Source organism: Bacillota bacterium (genome assembly GCA_018333655.1).
GTDB lineage: Bacteria > Bacillota > UBA994 > UBA994 > UBA994 > BS524.
Genome location: JAGXTJ010000010.1, coordinates 71,140 through 85,609, shown reverse-complemented (window position 1 = coordinate 85,609; position 14,470 = coordinate 71,140). Strand labels below are relative to the sequence as shown.

Annotated in this window: 13 protein-coding genes; 4 read left to right on the top strand and 9 right to left on the bottom strand. The window is 54.0% G+C overall.

Translation table 11 applies throughout. The features are described 5' to 3' along the window. Position 1: 1 nt before the first annotated feature. The 6 genes from KGZ92_02695 to glnA all read right to left on the bottom strand — a co-directional run bounded on the left by KGZ92_02695 (position 2) and on the right by glnA (position 6,336). A complete protein-coding gene (locus KGZ92_02695; protein MBS3888196.1) occupies positions 2 to 1,201 on the bottom strand; it encodes a phosphoglycerate kinase in 1,200 nt (399 codons plus the stop codon). Between the two features lie 5 nt (positions 1,202 to 1,206). After that, the gene (gap, locus tag KGZ92_02690) at positions 1,207 to 2,211 is read right to left on the bottom strand and encodes a type I glyceraldehyde-3-phosphate dehydrogenase (protein ID MBS3888195.1); all 1,005 of its coding nucleotides are present in this window, start codon (positions 2,209 to 2,211) and stop codon (positions 1,207 to 1,209) included. Between the two features lie 144 nt (positions 2,212 to 2,355). After that, positions 2,356 to 3,645, bottom strand: coding sequence for an RNA polymerase factor sigma-54 (rpoN, locus tag KGZ92_02685; protein MBS3888194.1), 1,290 nt, complete (start codon positions 3,643 to 3,645; stop codon positions 2,356 to 2,358). A gap of 27 nt (positions 3,646 to 3,672) precedes the next feature. Next, the gene (locus KGZ92_02680) at positions 3,673 to 3,945 is read right to left on the bottom strand and encodes an HPr family phosphocarrier protein (protein ID MBS3888193.1); all 273 of its coding nucleotides are present in this window, start codon (positions 3,943 to 3,945) and stop codon (positions 3,673 to 3,675) included. Between the two features lie 2 nt (positions 3,946 to 3,947). After that, the gene (gene whiA, locus KGZ92_02675; GenBank protein ID MBS3888192.1) at positions 3,948 to 4,883 is read right to left on the bottom strand and encodes a DNA-binding protein WhiA; all 936 of its coding nucleotides are present in this window, start codon (positions 4,881 to 4,883) and stop codon (positions 3,948 to 3,950) included. A 127-nt stretch (positions 4,884 to 5,010) separates the two neighbouring features. Further along, on the bottom strand, positions 5,011 to 6,336 hold the full coding sequence (glnA, locus tag KGZ92_02670; protein MBS3888191.1) for a type I glutamate--ammonia ligase: 1,326 nt from the start codon (positions 6,334 to 6,336) through the stop codon (positions 5,011 to 5,013). 100 nt (positions 6,337 to 6,436) lie between these two features. On the opposite strand from glnA, the gene KGZ92_02665 reads away from it, so the two are divergent. Next, positions 6,437 to 7,585, top strand: a complete 1,149-nt coding sequence (locus KGZ92_02665) for a DUF362 domain-containing protein (protein ID MBS3888190.1) — start codon at positions 6,437 to 6,439, stop codon at positions 7,583 to 7,585. Between the two features lie 234 nt (positions 7,586 to 7,819). Further along, positions 7,820 to 8,395 carry a hypothetical protein gene (locus KGZ92_02660; GenBank protein ID MBS3888189.1) on the top strand — a complete coding sequence of 192 codons (576 nt, stop codon included), beginning with the start codon at positions 7,820 to 7,822 and terminating at the stop codon, positions 8,393 to 8,395. Between the two features lie 480 nt (positions 8,396 to 8,875). On the opposite strand, the gene KGZ92_02655 is transcribed toward KGZ92_02660, so the two are convergent. Next, positions 8,876 to 9,316, bottom strand: coding sequence for a peptidylprolyl isomerase (locus KGZ92_02655; protein ID MBS3888188.1), 441 nt, complete (start codon positions 9,314 to 9,316; stop codon positions 8,876 to 8,878). Positions 9,317 to 9,445: 129 nt separating this feature from the next. Between KGZ92_02655 and KGZ92_02650 the strand changes: the two genes are divergently transcribed. Both KGZ92_02650 and KGZ92_02645 read left to right on the top strand, forming a co-directional pair. Next, complete coding sequence (locus KGZ92_02650) at positions 9,446 to 10,510, top strand: M42 family metallopeptidase (GenBank protein MBS3888187.1); 1,065 nt, start codon at positions 9,446 to 9,448, stop codon at positions 10,508 to 10,510. Positions 10,511 to 10,584: 74 nt separating this feature from the next. Further along, a complete protein-coding gene (locus KGZ92_02645; protein ID MBS3888186.1) occupies positions 10,585 to 11,724 on the top strand; it encodes a glycerate kinase in 1,140 nt (379 codons plus the stop codon). A gap of 68 nt (positions 11,725 to 11,792) precedes the next feature. Here KGZ92_02645 and KGZ92_02640 read toward each other — a convergent pair whose 3' ends face one another. Together KGZ92_02640 and KGZ92_02635 are read right to left on the bottom strand one after the other, a co-directional pair. Continuing rightward, a complete protein-coding gene (locus KGZ92_02640; protein ID MBS3888185.1) occupies positions 11,793 to 13,082 on the bottom strand; it encodes a TldD/PmbA family protein in 1,290 nt (429 codons plus the stop codon). Continuing rightward, positions 13,082 to 14,458, bottom strand: coding sequence for a TldD/PmbA family protein (locus KGZ92_02635; protein MBS3888184.1), 1,377 nt, complete (start codon positions 14,456 to 14,458; stop codon positions 13,082 to 13,084). Before KGZ92_02635 ends, KGZ92_02640 begins: the two co-directional genes overlap by 1 nt. Between the last annotated feature and the right edge of the window lie 12 nt (positions 14,459 to 14,470).

The window sequence follows — 14,470 nt, the reverse complement described above, 5'->3', positions numbered from 1 at the left end:
TTTACTCCCCCTTGCCACTCTTGTCGGTTAAGGCGGCGACCCCAGGCAGCACCTTGCCCTCTAAGAATTCGAGACTTGCCCCACCGCCGGTAGAAATATGGGTCATGGCCTGTGCCAGCCCAGCCTGTAGCACCGCTGCCGCACTATCTCCGCCACCAACGACACTGACAGCCTTGGAGTCGGCGAGAGCCTGTGCAATACCTGAGGTGCCCACGGCAAAGGCCGGATTCTCAAAGACACCCATGGGGCCGTTCCAGACCACCAGGCGGGCAGAGGCGATGACCTGCGCGTAGTCCTCCATGGTGAGCGGGCCAATATCGACTATCATTTTGTCGGGCGGCACTTCCCCAATGGACACGATCTCACCCGTATCGTCACCAATAGAGGAGGCCACAACTACGTCCTGCGGCAAGTGAAGGCTTACCTTGGACCGCTCTGCTAAATCCATCAGTTCGCTGGCTAGCTCCACACGATCTGGCTCCACGAGTGACTTGCCAATTTCGCACCCCTTGGCCTTGAGGAAGGTGTTAGCCATGCCTCCGCCGATGATTAGGCTATCTACGCGCGAGAGGAGTGCTTCAATTACTTTAATTTTGTCAGAGACTTTAGCGCCCCCCAGGATAGCGAGAAAGGGCCGACGCGGGTTCTCGAGTGCCGAGCCTAGAAACTCCAGCTCTTTCTGCATTAAGAAACCGGCCACAGCAGGCTTTAGGAATTCAGTAACCCCAGCCACCGAAGCATGCGCGCGATGAGCAGCGCCGAAGGCGTCGTTGACATAGACCTCGGCTAATTTGGCTAACTCGCTCGCAAAGTGGGGGTCATTTTTTTCTTCTTGAGGGTGAAAACGGAGGTTTTCGAGCAGGGCTACATCCCCGTCTTTCATCTGTTCTACATGGCGTAACACTTCGTCCCCTATGCAGTCAGCGAGCAGGGCTACATCTTGCGCCAGCAATTCACGCAGGCGAACAGCAACAGGGGCGAGAGTGTAGCGCAAATCGCGCTTACCGTTTGGCCGCCCGAAGTGGCTGGCCAGCACTACCTTCGCACCGGCATTGCGCAAGTAATTAATAGTCGGCAGAGACCCCTGTATGCGGGCATCATCGGTAATATGCCCGTTCTCATCTAGGGGTACGTTAAAGTCCACTCGCACTAGAACGCGCTTGCCGGCAACAGAAACATCCTTTATCCCTAGTTTAGCCATCGCTATCAGCCCCCGTAATGCTCGGCAATCATCGCCAGGACATCTACCATGCGGCAAGAATAGCCCCATTCGTTGTCGTACCAGGCGCACACCTTGGCCATGTTGCCTCCGCTCACCATGGTCAGCGGCAAATCAATTATAGAAGAACGCGTGTCTCCTAAGTAGTCGATAGAGACGAGCGGTTCGTCGCTCACGCCTAAGATGCCCTTAAGGGGCCCAGCAGCGGCAGCGCGAAACGCGGCGTTGATTTCCTCGGCTGTAGCGGGCTTAGCTAGCTCCACGGTGAGGTCGACGATGGACACCGTGGTTGTAGGAACGCGCAAGGCAAAGCCATTGAGCTTGCCCTTTAGTTCAGGCAGCACCAAGCCGATAGCCTTAGCAGCCCCCGTGCTTGAGGGAATGATGGACTGACTGGCGGTACGCGCCCGGCGCAAATCGGAATGGATTTGATCGAGAATGCTTTGGTCATTGGTGAAAGCATGGATAGTATTCATCAAGCCCTTGACGATGCCAAACTCTTCGTGCAGCACTTTTGCCATGGGGCCTAAGCCATTTGTGGTGCAGGAGGCATTGCTAATTATGTGGTGATTGGCATGGTCATACTTGTCGTGGTTACAACCGAGCACTAGGGTAATGTCTTCACCAGTGGCAGGAGAACTAATGAGCACTTTCTTGGCCCCTGCCGTAATATGTTTACCAGCTGTGTCGCGCTCCTTAAAGCGGCCGGTGCACTCTACAACGACGTCGACGCCAAGCTCGCCCCAGGGCAGGCGCAAAGGGTCTTTTTCAGCCAGCACCTTGGTGTGGCGGCCGTCAACGACAAAGCCACCTTCGCTTAAGGCCACCTCGGCCTTAAAGTGACCATAGTTGGAGTCGTATTTTAGGAGATGCACAAGCCCTTTGGGATCGGCCAAATCATTGATGGCCACAATTTCAAGCTCTGGTCGCTCGTGCGCAATGCGAAACACCTGGCGACCAATGCGACCGAAACCGTTAATAGCGATTTTCATAGAATACCCTCCTCCAATGTGTGGTACCGATTTGCTTCATTGTATCACCATTACTGTGTTCCTGAAAGTACAAGCAACCACTCAGCGCCTAGGCATCTCTTCTTTGTGGCTAGGCGACCAAGGTTCCATAAAGCGCAGAGAGCCTCACCCTCTTGCCCAGGCCTTGCGATGACTGCGCGGCAGAATAGAGAGAGCCTCACGGTACTTGGCCACGGTACGCCTGCTGATATTGATGCCTTCAGCAGTTAAAAGGTCTTGCACCTGGCTATCGGTCAAAGGCGATTTCCTGTTTTCGGCAGCAATCAACTGACTAATTCTCTCTTTCACGGCCAAAGAAGCAACTTCGCCCCCGAGAGAGTGCACATGGGACGAAAAAAAGCTCTTAAGGGGTACGACCCCCTGCGGGGTAAGGGCGAACTTATGGCTCACGGCCCGGCTAACCGTGGATTCATGCACGCCCGCTTCGCTCGCCACGGCAGACATGGTCAAGGGGCGTAGAGAGGCCTTGCCATGTTCAAGAAAGGCGTATTGAAACTTGATGAGTGCAGCTGCGAGGCGCTCGAGAGTAGCAAGCCGCTGCTTGATGGCTCGTGCGAGCCACAGACCTTCATGGTAGCGCGCTCGCAGGTACTCTTTTGTTCCTTGGTCAGCACAGGCGAACAACTCGTGAAACACTCGCTTCATATTTATCTCGTTGACGCCAGGCTGATTTACTTTGGCGCGATAACCCCCGCTCGTCTTCACAATGCAGATATCTGGGTACACTGTGCCCACTTCGTGCCGCGCTGCATAAGCACCCCCTGGGGAGGGGCTACAGTTTTGCAGCTCTGCGAGTACTTTTTGCACTTGTGGCTTGGGCAAGTCTAGAATTGCCGCCACTTTGTCCGCACTCGGGCAACCTTCCCTAAGGTACATAGTGACGATTCTCTCGGTATCGGCCGAGACCTTGTTGGCCTGTGCGAGCTGAAGTAGCAAGCTCTCGCCTAGGTTTTCGGCCGCAAAACCGGCCGGACCAAGCGACTGCAAGAGAGCCTTCCCCTGCCAGAGTAGCGCCAGGCTAACCCCAAGCTCATCTGCCAGAACGGCATCGAGGGGTGGGAGGTAACCACGCTCGTCGAGCGAGTCTACGAGCATGCTAGCCGCCTGCCGCACCGCATACGGCGCTCTACAGAGATTTACCTCTAAACGCAAGTCCGCGCGGGGGTCGGCTGGCTCCGCGACGCAAGGCGCGCGCAGAACACCGAAACTAAGCCCAGACGGCAACTCAAAATTCGAGCGCTCCACTTCAAGGAGCGGATTCTCAGCCGCCTCTCGCACCAAGTAGGCTTCTAACTCCGCAGCCGTCATCGGCAACAACTGTATGGCTTGCCTGAGCTCGGGCGTCATGACTAGATGTTGGCGCAGGCTTGGCGCTTGTTGTAGCTCAGGGCGCACCGGACTACCTCCTTTGCTTTTTACATTCTACTTCTCGCCACAGCCTCCTTGCATAAAGGCCACGACCGCCGCGAGCCGAGAGGCAACGTCACCGCTCGCGCGCACGATTACTTCAAGCTCGTCACCCTTGACCAGCTCCCACCCGATAAGCCCCAAGATGCGCGATATGGGCAGAGTGTCGCCGCCATAGACGAGCAACAGCTCCATGTCTAACTGCGTGGCCAGCTCCCTTAGACGGGCTAAAGGCCGAAAATGCATGACCTCATTGACGACGACTACCCTAGCGCGTGCCTCCATCATCTTTACTCTGTTCCCCCAAAGCCCCTGCGGCGGGCAAGCTCCTCTAATTTGCGCAAACGATGATTGACAGCACCCTTACTCAGTGGCGGCTGAAAGTAAAGCCCTAGCTCTTGCAGGCTGGCCTCGGGATACTTGCCTCTTAACGCTGCCGCTTCGCGCAAATTGGCAGATAAATTGTTAAGACCAACCACTTGATCTAAATACCTGATACTCTCTATATGCCGCCAGGCGGTAGAAATAGATTTATGGAGATTGGCCGTCTCCGCGTTGACCAAACGGTTAACTTGGTTGCGCATAGACTTGCGGACACGGGCATCTTCTACCCTGAGCAAACTTGAGTGAGCCCCAGTAAGGTTTAAAAAGTCGACGATCTGCTCACCTTCTTTAAGGTAGACGACAAAAAGCTCCTTGCGACGCGCCAGACGCGGGGTCAGCCCCACCGCCTCCATCACTCTACAGAGGTAAGTAGCAGTTTCCTCATATTCACAAACCATCTCTAGATGGTACGAAGTGCGGTTTGGGTCACTGATGGTGCCACTGATGATAAAAGCACCTCGCAAGTAGGCCCGATGACAGCAGATATGTTCTGGCGGTGTGGTACGCGAAATTAGGCTACGCGTTTGGCTGTCCCACAGCCCTACATTTACCAGCACCTTGTCTGCCTCTGGGGCAAAGAGCAGGTACATGCGGTTCTTGCGAAAAGCCGAGCGACGACGAATAAATACCCTGGCCAAAGGCTGATGCTCCTTGAGCAGTTGCAGGACTAAGCGCGCCACAGCAGGATTCTGCGTATGTACGTTCAGCCCCATACCACCGGCACGTGAAAGCTGCAGGATGCCGCTCTGCCTAATAACGGCGGCGAGTTCGCTATGGCGACAACAGGCCTCGCCATCGATGATACGCACTAGCTCGCTTTTTACATCTTCTGTGAAGGTCATCTGCTGTCCCCCTGACTCTACCCACTGCTTAGAGTATTCCACTTGCCTGGAGAATTACCTGCAACAAGCCCCCCACATTTCGGCGGGGGGCTGGGCTTACGCTTGCCTTGTGCCTGGGTGCCCTTATCTAATGAATAGAGAGGTACCTGTCTAGCTCCCAAGGATGCACCGCAGTCTCATATAGTCGACACTCTGCCTGTTTGGCGGCGATGAACCGTGTGAAAATGTGTTCCCCCAAGGTTTGACGCATCAAGGCGCTGTTAGCGAAGAACTGCAGCGCTTCCTGCAAGCTGCCCGGCAAGCAGGCGATGCCGGCACTAGATCTTTCCTGTTCTCCGAGATGGTAGATATTGCACTCCATAGGGGGCGGTGGCGTCAAACCTTCTCTAATGCCCTGCAAACCTGCCGTGAGCGCCACGGCAAAAGCCAAGTAGGGATTGCAGGAGGGGTCAGGGCTGCGGAGTTCAAGGCGAGTGCCATTGCCGCGGCGAGCTGGAACCCTAATTAGGGGGCTGCGATTGCGCTCTGACCAAGCCACATAAACCGGCGCTTCGTAGCCTGGCACCAGTCTTTTGTAGGAGTTAATGAGCGGATTAGTGATGGCCGAGAACTCTAGCGCATGGCGCATCAGACCCGCTAGGTAGGACAAGGCCACCGAGCTCAGTTGACGAGGGGCCTCAGGGTCGAAAAAGACATTGCAGCCGTTTGAGAATAAAGACTGATTTATGTGCATGCCACTGCCGGCCTCGCCAAAGAGGGGCTTGGGCATAAAGGTAGCGTGCAAACCATGTTGCATGGCAATAGTGCGAACAACGAGCTTGAATGTGGTAACATTATCTGCAGCAGTAAGTGCATCTGCATATCTAAAATCTATTTCATGCTGCCCAGGTGCGCACTCATGATGCGAGGCCTCGACGTGAAAGCCCATCTCTTCAAGGGCGAGAACAATGTCTCGGCGGGCATCTTCGCCGCGGTCGATGGGTGAGAGATCAAAGTAACCCCCGCGATCATTGGTGATGGTGGTAGGCCCGCCGTCGCTGTCGCGCTTAAAGAGAAAGAACTCCGCCTCAGGACCTACCTGCATGACAAAGCCCATAGACTTAGCCTCGGCCACCGCTCGCTTTAAGGTGCCCCGTGGGCAACCGCTAAAGGGCGAGCCATCTGGGTTAAGAACGTCACAAATAAGGCGGGCCGTCGGCGCCTTGTCCTTAGTCCAGGGAAAGAGAGCGTAAGACGCGGGGTCGGGATTAAGCAACATGTCGGATTCTTCAATACGCGCAAAACCCTCGATAGAAGAGCCATCGAACATTAATTGCCCGTCGAGCGCTGTTTCTAGCTCGTCCACAGAAATGGCCACATTCTTATTGACACCTAGGATGTCCGTAAACTGCAGACGCACAAAACGCACCTTGTCTTCTTTGACTCTCTCGAGCACATCTCTTTTTGTAGCCACAACCTTGCACCCTTTCCGACTATAATGGGCTTATACTACACGAATACAAGCTCCTTGTCTAGTAAAATGACCAGCTATTCTCAATCTTCGGAGGTGCCTTGTGATGAAGACTGTAGCCGTCGTAGATGCGCAAAATTATTCTCCAGAAGTGCTCCACACGGCCTTACGTGAAGGCCTTAGCTTGCTCCTGCCGCAAGGTCTCGAGGCGATGATTAAACCAAACGACACGGTGGCCATCAAGGTGAACATGCTCATGGGCAAGACCCCTGAGCGAGCCATCACCACCCATCCCGGCCTCGTGCGCGAAGTGTGCCTCCTGGTTAAGGAGTGCGGAGGGAAGGCAGTAATCATTGATAGCCCGGGTGGGCCCTACACTATAGGTGCACTTAAACGGGCTTACGAGAAGTGCGGCTTTGCGGCCGTGGCCGAAGAAACAGGGGCTGCGCTAAATTTTGACACCTCGGTGGTCAAGGTGCATGACCCCCGGCATCCGGAGTACGGCACAGCCATGCTGCTTAGTCCTGCCGTTAACGCTGCCCTCATCATTAATATGCCCAAACTTAAAACACATGGCCTGACCATACTCACCTGCGCCGCAAAAAACATGTTTGGCTTAGTCCCTGGCTTAACGAAAATCGACTACCATCTGCGCTACCCAGCCATTGGCGACTTTTGCCGCACACTGGTGCAGATTGCCGAGCTAACGCAGCCTGAACTGACGATTGTGGATGCGGTTGAGGCTATGGAAGGCGAAGGGCCCTCTAGTGGTACACCGAAGCACTGCGGTGCGCTTCTTTTGAGCCGGGATATGCACGCTCTTGACGTTGTGGCAGCGCAAATTATGGGCCTTGACCCCCAAACGGTGCCAACCATAGAGGCTGCTCAGGCACTCGGGCTCTTGTCCGCATCACTTGCCGAGATCACTCTGCTTGGCAAGAAGCCAGCAGTCACACCCTTTGTTACTCCTAATGTGGGGCGCCGCCCCTCTTTTCTCCGCAGGCTAGGCTCCTCACCTCTCGCGCGCGCTCTCGCACTTCATCTCAAGCCTCGCCTAGCCTTTGACGGCGAAAAGTGCATCTCTTGCGGCATCTGCGTCGAGAGCTGCCCGCCGCAGGCCATGCTTCTAACCCAGAACAGCCTGCCGCAAGTTGATATGAATAAGTGCATAAGCTGTTTTTGCTGCCAAGAACTATGCCCGGAACATGCTGTCTTGGTGCAAAAATCCTGGTTGTCGAAGGTGATCCGCTAGGCGCACCTAGCGATGGGCTAGCTGTGCCCAAGCGAATGTCATCGTTTCCTGTTGGATGGAAGTTATAGGAGACTATCATGGTTTTTTTGCAATTATGCTTGACTTGTTATGTAGGAGCGGATTATACTTAAATTGCCAAAGTAGCTGGCTGCAATAAATTTAGGTGGAAAGAACGGAGAGATTGCTAATACTTGCAAAGCAACGATGGCGACCTTAAGGAAGGTGGGGTTCTCAATGAAATCGATGTTTCGGATCACTTCTGTTTTTCTGACGGCCATACTCATCGCATCAGCATTTGCTACTCCAGTTGTCGCTAGTCGCGGAAACGACAGAGGTAACGCGCAAAGGCAGGGGCAAGGACATCAAAAACAGTTACACATAGATGCCGAAGTCAGGTTTATCAATGATCAGATCGTACTTGTTGCAGAAACTAGGCAAGGACTTGTCGGCATTCCAATTGTACTGAGTGACACTATCTCTGTTGATGGGCAGATGGTCCCGCTTAAAAAACATGCGGATGGGTTTGTTGTGCCAACAGCTGGAGGCGCAATTGTAGTACCCTTTGATGAGTTTAGAGTGTTGGTGACTAATGGGGAAGTGCTACTCGTAGCGGATGTAAATCCCATTATCACTGCGGCCCTTGTTGCTCTAGGAGTGAAGCTTGGTGCAAAATATATTCCAATATTAGCGGGAGTCAACCCGTCAGCCACTGCGAAGTTGGTTGGAAGCGCTGTAGGCGGGGGTGCAGGCGCCGCAGCAGGTGCACCTCTGGATATTTTACTCATAACTGGTTTGGCTGGGTGGCGTTAACTTGCAAGTGCCAATCATAACAGTGGGAACTACTTTAGTTTTTATGCTACTGTTTGCCAAACTACTCCCGAAATTAGCAGATGTGAAATCCACTCGCTTTTCGACAATTGTCGGAAGTCTTGTAGGCGGCAGCGCAGGCTTAGTCGTAGGAGCTGCTTTGGACGGTATAAAATTCGGATACCCCCTCACTATAGGACTTTTGCTGGTGCCGACACTGGTGACAGTTGTAGCCTACAGGATATTCGGCGGTCAACATTCTGAGTAGAGCGGGAACTAGTGTTTCAGACCAAAACACTTTCCTGAAGAGAGCGTCGAGATACATGCGGTCCGCCTCCATATCCCCTAGAACTGTTCGGATGATCCTGCTCAGACTAGTACCCACGATCGAGCATTCAATTTGCGCACACCCGAAGAAAGACAGAAGCAAGATGGCTTCTGTCTTTGTCCTTACGCGCCGCTTGAGTTTGCCGCGCAGGTGCTCTAGCTAGAGTGAATGGTGACACTAATAATTTTATCGCCCTCCGCAATGGCATCGACTAAGTCCACGTTGTCAGTAACTTGGCCGAATACGGTGTGCTTGCCGTCAAGATGGGGCTGCGGCTGCCTGACAACAAAGAACTGGCTACCGCCTGTGTCCTTACCGGCGTGGGCCATGCTAAGGGCGCCGCGCACATGCTTGTGGGGATTACCCGCGGTTTCACACTTAATGTGGTACCCGGGGCCACCTCTACCCGTGCCCTCTGGGCAGCCGCCCTGTATGACGAAATCTGGAATGCAGCGATGAAAGGTCAGCCCGTCGTAAAATTTAGCCTTGGCGAGTTTGGTGAAGTTCTCTACCGTGCCTGGCGCATGCTGGGCGAACAACTCCACCGTGAAATTACCTTTTTCTGTGGCGATGGTAGCGATTTGCTTGTTTGACATAGACACACCTCCGTAATAATACTTAACAACAACAGAAATTTCTTGCACGGAAAAAAGGAAAATCGGCGAAAATAGCTAATAATATGTGTGGTTTCACGCAACTAGACAACAAGAGGAGGGACAAACATGATGACTAAGGTCGATACCACCTATATTATAGAGCAATTAGTGCGCCTGGCAACCTCACCTAGCCCGGTGGGTTACACTGACGAGTTGCTAGCCTCAATAAGCGCTGAATTTGCGCGGTGGGGCCTTAAAACGCGTCACCTGACTAAGGGAGGACTCATCGCCACCCTAGAAGGCAAAAACAACGCCGAACAGCGCACTTTAAGCGGCCATGTCGACACCCTAGGGGCCATGGTCAAGGAGATTAAGGGCAGTGGGCGACTCAAATTCGCCAAGATCGGCGGCTACACCATGAACTCCGTCGAAGGTGAACACTGTACCATTATAACCTCTAGCGAGCAAAAGTACACCGGTACCATCCTTACCACCAAGCAGTCCACCCATGTTTACGGACAGGAGTCAGGAAAGCAAGACCGCGATGACGATACAATGGAAATACGCCTGGACGAAGTTGTAAAGAGCAAGGAAGACGTCCTGCGCCTTGGCATCGGGGTAGGTGATTTTGTCGTCTTTGACCCTCGCACTACCGTGACGCCATCAGGCTTCATTAAATCACGGCACCTTGACGACAAGGCCAGTGTCGCCGTGCTGCTCGGTGTGGCCAAGTACTTTCACGAGGAAGGTTTGCGGCTACCACACACCACCAATTTCTTTATCACTTCTTACGAAGAAATAGGCCATGGCGCGAGTTTCGGCACGCCGACAGAGACTGTCGAGTTCCTGGCTGTTGACATGGGCTGTATCGGCAATGGCCTATCGTGCACCGAATTTGATGTCTCCATTTGCGTCAAAGATTCAGGTGGCCCATACGACCTAGCACTACGCAAAAAACTGGTAACGCTCGCGGAGGCGGAGGAATTGCCGTATGCCCTTGACGTCTACCCCTACTACGGCTCTGACGCTGGCGCCGCACTACGTGCCGGAGCCAATGTGCGCGCAGCCTTGATTGGACCAGGCGTTGACGCTTCGCATGCCCATGAGCGCACGCATACGCAAGCACTAGAGGCTACGGCCAAACTATGCATTGCCTATCTTCTTTCACCTGTGGAGACGAAAAGCGAAAAGTAAGCACTTCTGGTGAGCGGCTACTATGTATAGAATTTAGAGCGAGCCGGCAGGGTTAGTGAAAGTGGGGACTCTTTGTGCGCATTGTCATTGCACCAGATTCTTTTAAGGGAAGTCTGTCGGCCGTGGATGCGGCAAGCGCTATGGCGGAGGGAGTAGCTGCCGCCATGCCTCAGGCAGTGCTAGAGCTTAAGCCTATTGCCGATGGGGGCGAAGGTTTTGTGCGCGCCCTCTTGACCGCCAGTGGCGGAGAGGCACGGATGAGCGAAGTTCGAGGGCCCCTAGGCGACACGGTTTCCGCAACTTGGGGGGTTCTCGGCGACGCCAAAACGGCGGTCATCGAAATGGCTGCCGCCTCCGGTTTGTTGCTTTTGACTGAAGACAGGCGTAACCCCACACTCACTTCTACTTTTGGCACAGGTGAACTTATCCGCCACGCCCTCGACGCTGGATACAGGAAAATTATTATCGGCATAGGGGGCAGTGCCACTAACGACGGTGGTACTGGCATGGCCACGGCCCTTGGTGCGAAGTTCCTTGACGGCACAGGGCGGGAGCTACCTTGTGGTGGCTTAGCTTTGCGCGATTTAGACACGATAGATGTTTCGACACTGGACCCTAGGCTCAGGGAATGCACCGTCATCGCGGCCTGTGATGTCAACAATCCCCTCGTCGGGCCACAGGGTGCCTCGGCAGTGTATGGGCCCCAGAAGGGCGCTAGCCCAGACATGGTGCTCTCTCTAGACTCCGCCCTCTCTAACTATGCGGCAATAATCAAGGAGCAGCTAGGTATAAGCGTCTCTGATACACCCGGGGCAGGGGCCGCAGGCGGCCTAGGCGCCGGTCTAATGGTGTTTGTGCAAGCTACGCTCACGCCAGGCTTTGCCGTTGTGGCTGAGGCCGTAGGTCTTGAAAACGCCATCGCCACAGCAGACTTGGTTCTCACCGGCGAAGGAAGTGTAGATGGTCAATCAGCCCAAGGTAAGGCCGTGTTCGGCGTGACCACTCTAGCGGCAAAGTACAACAAGCCGGTGGTCGCCCTAGGAGGAGCAGTGCTTCCGGGCGCAAGCGCCCTCTATGCCCATGGCATGACGGCCGCCTTGTCCATCACCCCTGGCCCCCTCTCCTTAGCCGCCTGCATGGATGACGCGTACGCACTGCTAACTAAAGCAGCTGAAACGGCGATGCGCCTGATACTCTTAGGCTCGCGTATATAGTTGTAAGAAAAGCAGGGTCCTCTCAATGGCGAGGAGACCCTGCTTTTGTCAGGCGTGTTTTCGCACTACTAACTCTTGGTGCTAATGTTGACGTTGGCCAGCTGCAAGTAGGGGTAGCAGGTATTGCCGCGCCAGAGCTTATCGCTGCTAAGTGCTACCAGGTTGTCTCGCAAATCAGTGAAGACATTGACAGAGAACATGGCGTCCTTGATGCGGCCCACGATCTGGCCTTTCTCAATCTTGTACCCGAGAGAAATATTGCCGCTCACTTGTCCGCCGTAGGGGTTACCTGCCCACGCCCCCATGGTTCCCTCAATAAGCACCCCTTCATCGATCCCCGCTAGCATCTCGCTCCAACTTGCCTGGCCGCCGGGAACAATGATGTTGTTTTGCACCGGGCCGCTGACGCTGCCATTGCCGGTTGGTGACATGTTAAGCTCTGCCGCCGTTTGTAAGTCTAGCATGTAGCCATTTATTTTACCGCCTTCGATCAGGCTGCGCTTTGTGGCTGGTATGCCCTCACGGTCAAAGCCTTTGCTCCCTACCGCACCGTCGATGGTGGCGTCGTCGATTATGCTAAGCCGTGGGTCAAAGGCCAGCTCTCCTAGGCGACCCTTAAAAGGCGAGAACCCACGCGATATTGCTTTGCCGTTAAGGCAGGCTACCAGTGGATTAACTAGACAACTAACCTCACCTGGGGCAAAAATGACTGGGTACTGCCCTGCCCTGATACTAGCCGTGTTTTGCGCTAGGCGAAAGGCCTCGATAACTCTGGCCTTGAGAAGGCTCACATCAGCTGTGAAGTCTGTGCCTGAAAGGGCATCATAAATAAACAAGAACCCGTCCCGCTCACTCACTAGCTCGCCACCAAAAACGACTGACCAGGCGGTGTATTCGCCTTCGGCCACAAAACCATTACTGTTAGACAGGCCAAAGTAGCCACTAGCCTTAATCGCCTCCGCCATGGCCTTAATGTTCGGGTCGAAGGCGTGGAGAGCCGCAACCAAGTCACCCGCAATGTCGAGCATTTCCTGCTGAGTGACATGCCTTACCCTCTCGTCTGTAACACGGGGCTGCAGTAACTGTGCCTGTGGAGGGAAGCTATACTTTATGGGGCTGCCGTACTTTACGGTGTTTGCGGCGTACTTAAGCAAGATATCATGGCTGTCTGGCTTCGTGACGCTGGCAGAACCTAGAAGACCATTCTGTATAAGACGCAGGGTGGTACTTTGTTCTTCTGTAGATGTTATCTCTTTCAGTTTGCTGGCCTGAAAAACAACGGCGTGCTTTTCACCCCTACTTTGAAAAACCTCAGCTTGGTCCCCAACCTTAAGAGCCTGTGTTAGCAACTCACGCATTAACTGGCACCTCCTATGACGACCTTTTGCACACGGATGTGAGGCGACCCTTCGGAAGTCGGTAGCGGCGACTGGTATCCTTTGCCACAGCCACCGGCGTTGTTGTCAAAGGTGAAATCATCACCGATCATGTCGATATTGGCAAGAGTGGTAAAAACATTGCCGGTGAGGGTAACATCTTTGACTAGCTCGGCGATTTGACCTTGCCTAATCATAAAACCATAGCTCGCGGTAAAGGTAAACATTTCGCCATTTGTCTCGCCACCATATCCACCGACAGCATAGACACCTAGTTCGATATCCTTGAGCATTTCCGCAAAAGGGGTCTCGCCCTTGGCGATGCAGGTAGTACGCATGCGCACCATGGGGGCGTAGCGGTAATCTAGGGCGCGCGCCGAGCCGGTCGGGTTTTCGCCCATTTTGGCAGCGCTCTGGCGCGAGTGAAGCCGCCCCACCAAAATACCATCTTTCACGAGGTCGGTCCTTTGTGCGGCCACACCTTCATCATCATAGGCGAGCGCTCCGCGGTTGCCGTGGTCAAGGCCGGTGTCGTAGATGTTAAGGATATCCCTGCCGAAACGTTTGCCGAGCGTCATGATATTCCTTAGCTCTTCGTTTTCGGTAATATCATCAGCTTCGCTCAAGTGGCCAAAGGCTTCATGCACAAAGAGACCTGCCATATGCGGGTCAAGAATAACAGTGTACTCCCCACCTTTCACGGTAGGAGCGAGAAGGAGGTCGACAGCAAGTTGGCAGGCTTTACGCAGTTCGTCTTCTTTGCCTAGAACACAGCCAAAATCGCTGTTACTGCCGGTACTAACGCCCTCTTGCACGGTAATGTCACCAGAGGTGGCAATGGCTCTTAAGCCACATCCTATATCCACCTTTTCTTGTTTGACGTATGTTCCTTCGGAGTTGCCAAAGTAGAGCCTGATGTCCCGGTCGAAGTAGCGCACGAGCGAGCTCGTGATGGCAGGGTGAAAGTTAAGAATTTGGTCATTGTAGCGTGAGAATAGCTCTACTTTTTCTTCAAGCGACACCTCCCGCGGATGCAGAACGACATCCGCTGCTAATTCTTGCACCACGACAGGCACTTCTGCTAGTTGACTCACTTCCTGCTTTACGGCACCGATTGCCGCTGCTTGCTCACAAGCCATGTGAACTTTGGCCTCGAGATTATCTAAGCTGTTAAATGAAACGAACCCCCATCCACCGTCTTTTAGGGCACGCACATTGCCACCATAGCGCATGCTTTGCGCTAGGTCGTCGAGGTTACGTCCCCGATAGACTATAGATGTTTGATGTGTCTCTTCGATACGGATTTCGCAGTAATCTGCGGTCGACGCCGCAAGGGCACGAGAGATAAGCTCTTTCACCAAATTTCCTCC